The organism is Nonomuraea sp. MG754425, from assembly GCF_021699195.1.
Lineage (GTDB): Bacteria > Actinomycetota > Actinomycetes > Streptosporangiales > Streptosporangiaceae > Nonomuraea.
In genome coordinates this window covers 21,956-28,304 of the sequence record NZ_SSXE01000132.1, presented here as the reverse complement: position 1 = coordinate 28,304, position 6,349 = coordinate 21,956, and the positions used below count along the sequence as shown (strand labels likewise).

The window sequence follows — 6,349 nt, the reverse complement described above, 5'->3', positions numbered from 1 at the left end:
GGGTCAGGCGGGAGGGGCCGGGGGGAGTTCGCCCGAGCCGCGGGCAATGAGCCGGACCGGCAGTTCGATGTGCTCGGACCGGCCGACGTCGCCGCGCAGCCGCCGGAACAGCAGCTCGGCCGCCACCCGCCCCATCCAGGACGGATCCTGCGCCACCACGCTCACCCCCGGGCTGAGCAGGTCGGCCAGCTCGAAGTCGTCGAACCCGACCAGCGCCACCCGCCGCCCCTCCAGGGCCCGCAGCGTGGTCACGGTGTGCCGCCCGTTGCCGGTGAAGAGCGCCGTCGGCGGGTCCTCCAGGGCGAACATGCGCGCCAGCTCCGCGCGGGCCGGCTCGGCGGCCGGCCCGCGCATCGACACCAGCCGCTCGTCGAAGAGCCCGCCCAGCTCCGCCCGGTAGCCGCGCAACCGCTCGGAGGCCGTGAAGATGGCCGGGTCGTCGCCGAGGAAGGCGATGCGGCGGTGGCCGTGCGTCAGGAGGTGGCGCACCGCCTGCCGGGCCCCGCCCACGTTGTCGGTGAGCACCGTGTCGAGGTCGATCCCGGCTCCCGGCGGCCGGTCGGCGAACACCATCGGCGTGCCCGCCTCCAGCTCCGGCCGCAGGTAGGTGTGATCGTCACCCGCCGGCACCATGATCAGCCCGTCCACCCGCCGCGCGCAGAACGTCTCGACCAGTTCCCGCTCCCTGCCCGGCTCCTCCCCGGACGAGCCGCTCAGCAGCAGGCACCCGTGGCCGATGACCACCGCTTCGACGGCCCTGGTCAGACCCGAGTAGAACGGGTCCGCGACGTCCTCGATGACCAGCCCGATCGTGGCGGTCCTGCCCCTGCGCAGCACCCGTGCGCTCTCGTTGCGGCTGTAACCCAGCCGGTCGATGGCCGCGCGCACCCGCTCGGCGGTGGCCGGGTGCACCCCCGGCTCGCCGTTCACGACGCGCGAGACGGTCTTGAGCGCCACGCCCGCCGCCGAGGCGACGTCCTTCATCGTCGGTCTCACGCGAGGATCATTTCTCATGGAGGAGAGGCGGACAACGTTGTCAACCGGGTGTGCCAGAGTGGTCCATCATGTCGTTGAGATCCGCCATGCTGCTCGCCGGGTTCGCTCTGGCCGCGCTCAATCTGCGCCCGGCGATCGCGGGCGTCTCCCCGCTCCTCGACGAGATCATGAACGACGTCGGCCTCACCCCCGCGGGCGGCGGCGCGATCACCACGGTCATGGTGGTCTGCCTGGGAGTGTTCGGACCGGTCACGCCGATGCTCGCGCGGCGCGTCGGCCTCGACCGCACACTGCTGGCGGGGCTGCTGGTCATCGCCGCCGGCCTGGTGCTGCGCGGTCTCGACGGCGCGCCCGTCCTCTATCTCGGCTCCGCCCTGGCCGCCACCGCCATCGCCGTCATGAACGTCTCCATGCCCGGCATCGTCAAGGAGCACTTCCCCACCCGGGTCAACCTCCTGACCGGCGTCTACGTCTCGTGCGTGGTGGCCGGGGCCGCGGCGGCCTCCGCGCTGGTGATCCCGCTCGAACGCGCCACCGGCTACGGCTGGCGCGGCGTCTCGGCCCTGCTCGCCGTGCCCGCCCTGCTGGCGGCGCTGTTCTGGCTGCCGCAGGCGCTGCGCGGGCAGGCGGGCGGGCAGAACGGGCCCCGGCCGTTCGGGATGGTTCTGCGCAGCCGCGTCACCTGGTACGTCACCGCGCTGATGGGCCTGCAGTCGCTCACCTTCTACGTCATGCTGGCCTGGCTGCCCACGATCTTCCTGGAGGCCGGGCTCCCCGCCGACCAGGCCGGCTACCTGCTCAGCCTGACGAACGCGGTCCAGGTCGTCACGTCACTGGCCGTGCCGGTCCTGGCCGGCCGGCGTGCTTCGCAGGTCCCGTACGTGGTGGGGGCCGGCGCGCTGACCGTGCTCGGCTACCTCGGCATGCTGCTGGCCCCGGCCGCCGCGCCGTGGTTGTGGATGGTGGTGCTCGGCATCGGGCAGGGGGCCTCGTTCGCGCTGGCGCTGCTGATCATCGCGCTGCGCCCGTCGAGTCCGGCCGAGGTGACCGCGCTGTCGGCGGTGGCGCAGTCCGTGGGTTACGCGATCGCGGCGGTGGGCCCGCTGCTGTTCGGGTTCCTGCGGCAGGTCTCCGGGGGCTGGACGGTGCCGCTGCTGGCCGGGCTCGGGGTGCTCGCGGTGCAGATCGTGGCCGGCTGGCTGGCCGGACGTCCCGCCACGCTGGGCAGGGCCGGCTGACGGCCGCTGCCGCGGGACCCGCCGTCCGGCATGGTCTCGCGGCAGCGGTCGCTCAGGCCACGGAGCCGACGGGCTCGGGCGCGACGGGCTCGAGGTGTCCGGAGGCGACGGGCTCGGGCCCGATCGGGTCGTCCATCGGCCGGAGCTCGTCGGCGTAGCTCACCGAGACGCGGCGCATGACGCCGGTGCCGTCGATCGAGTACTGGCCGAGCCGCCACAGCGGCGGCGAGTACGCGTGGATCGAGACGCTCTCGTCCACCGCGCCGGTGAGCCGGTGGATGTGGTCGGGCCCGAAGGAGAACGACTGCCCCTCCGGAACCACCGTCTCCAGGTGCTCGCCGCCGATGCGCGGGTTGCACTCCTGCAGCGCGCCCCGCACCACGTGCACGGCTCCCGAGGAGATGTCGTGGTCGTGCCAGCCCGTGTCGTCCTCGGGACGCCAGCACAGCAGCCAGACGTCCACGTACGCGTCGCGGTAGAGCGAGGCGTAGTGCCGCCCGCCGTCGGCGGGGAAGTCCACCTGCTCACGCCATTCCTCCGGGTGCGCGGCCAGCTCGTTCACCAGGTCGCGCAGTTCGCGCCGGTCGAGGACGCGTTCGGGGAGTCCGGCACAGGTGCCCCCGTCCTGGATCTGGTCAGTGCTCACTTGCGAGTCTCCTTTCCGCTGAGTAGACGACGGGGGTTGACGACCCTGATCGCGTGGTCCGCGGCGGCGCCGAGACCGGGATCGGGGGCTTTGGCGTAGGGGGCGTCGGAGCCGTTGACCACGACGTCGATGCCCAGTTCGCGGACGATCGCGTCGATGGCGCGCGGGCCGTACGAGGAGGTCTCCACGAAGAAGTCCGGATCGACCAGCCCGCGCCCGCCGCCGCCCCGCGCGATCAGGCGTTCGCCGTGCAGCGGCGCCAGCCCCGCGAGCAGCGCGAAGCAGACCCGCAGCCGCGGATGCCTGGGGCGGACGACGGCGTGGAAGTAGTGCCACGCCGCGTGCATCTGCTGCACGTACGGCACCAGCGCGGGCCACCACGGGGGTGTCGCGGCGGTGTGCTTGCGCCGCGCGAACGGTGGCGGGCCGATCGGCTGCGCGGCCGGACCCGGGTGTACGAACAGCGGCAGGTCGCGGTCGGTCAGCACGTCGAGCAGTTCGTCGTCGGGCGCGGCGGTGGCCGGGATCTGCAGGCCGACGAGCCCGCGGTCGAGGTCTTCGGCCAGGCGGCCGGGGTCGGGCTCGCTGTGGCAGGTGGCCGCCCACACGCCGAACGGCTCGCCCAGCGCCAGCGCGCCGTCGTGGTAGGCGTCGAGCAGCGGCCAGCCCTCCTCGGGCGGCAGGAACTCGATCCCGAGCGGGCTCGACAGCGACACCAGGGCGAGGTCGAGGCCGGTGGTGTCGCGGTGCTCGTGGTCGGTGGGATCGACCTCGTACGGGGGCTCGCCGTCGAGGATCAGCGTCCAGCCGTCGAGGCGCGGCGGGGCCGTGCGGGCGCGCAGGGCATCGACGAACGCACCCGTCCACAGGTGCTGGTGCACATCGACGCTCATCGGCGGCCACTCCTTCCGCTATTTCCTACTCACAATACATGTAAACGCTCTGCGCTGTGACGTCTTAGGTGTGAATCGCTTCAGTGATACGGTTCAGTGAACCGTTTCACCTGAGCCTTGTCAACGGGCCGGACCTCCGGCCTGACGGCGAAGCTGACAATTCACTGACGGGGAATCGGCTTCTGTCGGTGTCACGCAATAGGCTGGCGTAATGCCTCGGAAGAGAGCGACGATCCGTGAGGTGGCCCAGGCCACCGGGCTGTCACCGGCGGCCGTCTCCTACGCGCTACGCGGGATGCAGGTGTCGGAGGAGACCATCGAGCGCGTGCGGGCCGCCGCCGCCGAGCTCGGTTACGAGGCCGATCCCATCGCCAGAGCCCTGGCCAGCGGGCGTACCGGCATGATCGGCCTGCTGTGCGGCTCGCTGGAAGACCTCTGGCAGCAGTCCCTGGCGGTCGGCATCAGCAGGGGTTTGCGGGAGAAGGACCGCTACGCGCTGATCCTCGACGCGTTCGGCGACCCCACCAGAGAGCGGGCCCTGGCGCAGCAGCTCCGCGACCAGCGCGTCGACGGCCTGATCGTGCAGCCGATCGACCCGGTCGCGGGGTTCTGGTCCGAGCTGTGCGAGTCGCTGCCGGTGGTCGCGATCGGCGACTCCATCGCGGGCACGGCCGGTGAGGTCGTCTTCGACAACCGCAGCGGGGTGACACTCGCCCTCGAGCACCTGCGCGCGCTCGGCCACCGCCGGGTCGCCGTCCTCACCTCCACCCAGGCCAGCACCCCCGACCGGCCCGCCGACGTGCACGTCACCGCCGAGGCCGTGCGGCTGGGGCTCGACATCCAGGTCAGCACCGCCCCCCATGGCCTGGCCGGCGCCACCACCGCCGCCCACGACCTGCTCAGCCGCACGCGGCCGAGCGCGGTCTTCTGCTTCGCCGACTCGATCGCGTACGGCGTCTACGCGGCGGCCCAGGAGCTGGGGCTGTCCATCCCCGGCGACGTCTCCGTCATGGGCTACGACGATCACCCGATGTCGGGGCTGCTGTCGCCGGGGCTCACGACCGTCGACTGGGACATCGACGGGATCGTGCGCGCGGCCGTCCGGCTCATCTCGGCCGCCGCCGACGGCGGTGCCCGGCGGCGGCGCGTCATGCAGACACCCACGCTGCGCGAGCGCGGGTCGGTGGCCCGCGTCCCTTGAGCCGTGCGCGGTCACTCGCCGGACAGCAGGCCGCGTGACTCCGCCAGATCGGCCGTGAGCGGACGGTCGGGCGGCGGCGGCTGCAGGGCACGGGCGGCGGCGGTGCGTTCGCAGGCGAGGATGATCTCCAGGGGCTCCACGCAGCGCAGCGTGTGCCGGGCGGCCTGGGTGGCGAAGCCCGCGTGGTCCTCCGTGCCCCGCGAGATCACCGCCGCGCCCGTCGTCACCGGGGCGGCGAGATGGCGCAGGTCGGCCAGGGCGTCCTGGGCGACGTACTCGAGGATCAGCGCGCCCGACGCTCCGGGACGATCGGCGAGGAAGGGCAGCCGGCCGGTGTAGGCCGGGTCCATCAGCGTGGCCAGGCGGGCCGTGCTGAGCTGGGCCGTCTGGACCAGCGCGGCCCGCAGCGCGTCGAGGGCCAGGGCCACGGGCGCGCTGTGGAAGTTGCCGTTGTGCCAGGCCAGGGAGGCGGCGAAGAGCGGGTTCTCGGTGGAGGCGTTGAGGTCGGTCTCGATCGTGGTGATCGCCCGGCCGAGCGCGTCGAGCGCGGCCCCGTGCACCTGGGGGAAGGCGCGGAAGCCGTACGGGTCCTGGACGCGGGTGGTCGGCTCGTGGGCGAGCAGGCCGCGCAGCCGGGCGGCCACCACGGCCTGGCCCGGGTGCGGGCGCGCCTCCTGCACGGCGGCGGCCAGCGGCTCGGCCGAGGCGTCCACCGCCGTGAACGACAGCACCGCCACGTCCACGGCGGCGTCGAGGAGGCGGCGCAGGCGGTGGCAGGCGATGGCGGCGTCGGCGAGCGTGGCCGCGCCGGAGCTGATGAACGGCAGCGCGTCACTCGGTGCGAGCGGATGAACGGGCACGGGGCCGTCGTCCGGTGGGTTCGGAGGGGCTGATGGCGGGAGCGCGGTGGGGGAGGTGCTGTGCTGCCAGGGGAGTTCGCCCATGAGGCACAGGGCCGTGGTGGCGAGGGCGGTGAGGTCGCCGGTGCCGATGGCGCCGTAGGTGTGCAGGGGCGGGGTGTAGCCGTGGTTGAGCGCGTACGCCAGCGCCCGGCAGACGGCCGGGTCCACGCCGGAGCCGCCCGCGAGGAGCTGGTTGAGCCGGACCACGAGCATGGCCCGGGCCCGGGCGGGCGGGATCGGCGACCCGGCGGCGATGGCGTGGCTGCGCAGCAGGTCGTGGCCGGCGCCCTCCAGCAGGACGTCCCGGTTGGCGCCCACGCCGGTGCTCTTGCCGTACACGGGGGCGGTCAGTTCCTGGGCGGTGGCCCACGCGGCCCGGGCCCGATCGAGGGAGACGATCGTGACCCGGGCCCCGCCGTACGCCACCTCGTGGACCTGCGCGCAGGTCAGGCCGACGCCGTCGAGTTCCATGG

General features: G+C 73.5%; 6 protein-coding genes. 2 read left to right on the top strand and 4 right to left on the bottom strand.

Translation table 11 applies throughout. From position 1 onward, the window contains the following. Positions 1-3 precede the first annotated feature (3 nt). Positions 4-996 (bottom strand): LacI family DNA-binding transcriptional regulator, encoded by a 993-nt coding sequence (locus FAF44_RS35960; protein WP_368857784.1) that lies wholly within the window; start codon positions 994-996, stop codon positions 4-6. A 68-nt stretch (positions 997-1,064) separates the two neighbouring features. On the opposite strand from FAF44_RS35960, the gene FAF44_RS35955 reads away from it, so the two are divergent. Continuing rightward, complete coding sequence (locus tag FAF44_RS35955; RefSeq protein WP_237107813.1) at positions 1,065-2,234, top strand: MFS transporter; 1,170 nt, start codon at positions 1,065-1,067, stop codon at positions 2,232-2,234. Between the two features lie 52 nt (positions 2,235-2,286). Here the strand turns inward: FAF44_RS35955 and FAF44_RS35950 are convergent, their stop codons facing one another. Together FAF44_RS35950 and FAF44_RS35945 are read right to left on the bottom strand one after the other, a co-directional pair. Beyond that, a complete protein-coding gene (locus tag FAF44_RS35950; RefSeq protein ID WP_237107812.1) occupies positions 2,287-2,880 on the bottom strand; it encodes a cysteine dioxygenase family protein in 594 nt (197 codons plus the stop codon). Then, a complete protein-coding gene (locus tag FAF44_RS35945) occupies positions 2,877-3,773 on the bottom strand; it encodes an amidohydrolase (RefSeq protein WP_237107811.1) in 897 nt (298 codons plus the stop codon). The genes FAF44_RS35950 and FAF44_RS35945 overlap by 4 nt, the downstream gene beginning before the upstream one ends. Positions 3,774-3,984: 211 nt before the next feature. On the opposite strand from FAF44_RS35945, the gene FAF44_RS35940 reads away from it, so the two are divergent. Further along, entirely contained in the window at positions 3,985-4,974 is a 990-nt protein-coding gene (locus FAF44_RS35940; protein WP_237107810.1) for a LacI family DNA-binding transcriptional regulator, read from the top strand. Between the two features lie 11 nt (positions 4,975-4,985). Here the strand turns inward: FAF44_RS35940 and FAF44_RS35935 are convergent, their stop codons facing one another. Continuing rightward, complete coding sequence (locus FAF44_RS35935; protein ID WP_237107809.1) at positions 4,986-6,347, bottom strand: aromatic amino acid lyase; 1,362 nt, start codon at positions 6,345-6,347, stop codon at positions 4,986-4,988. Positions 6,348-6,349 lie beyond the last annotated feature (2 nt).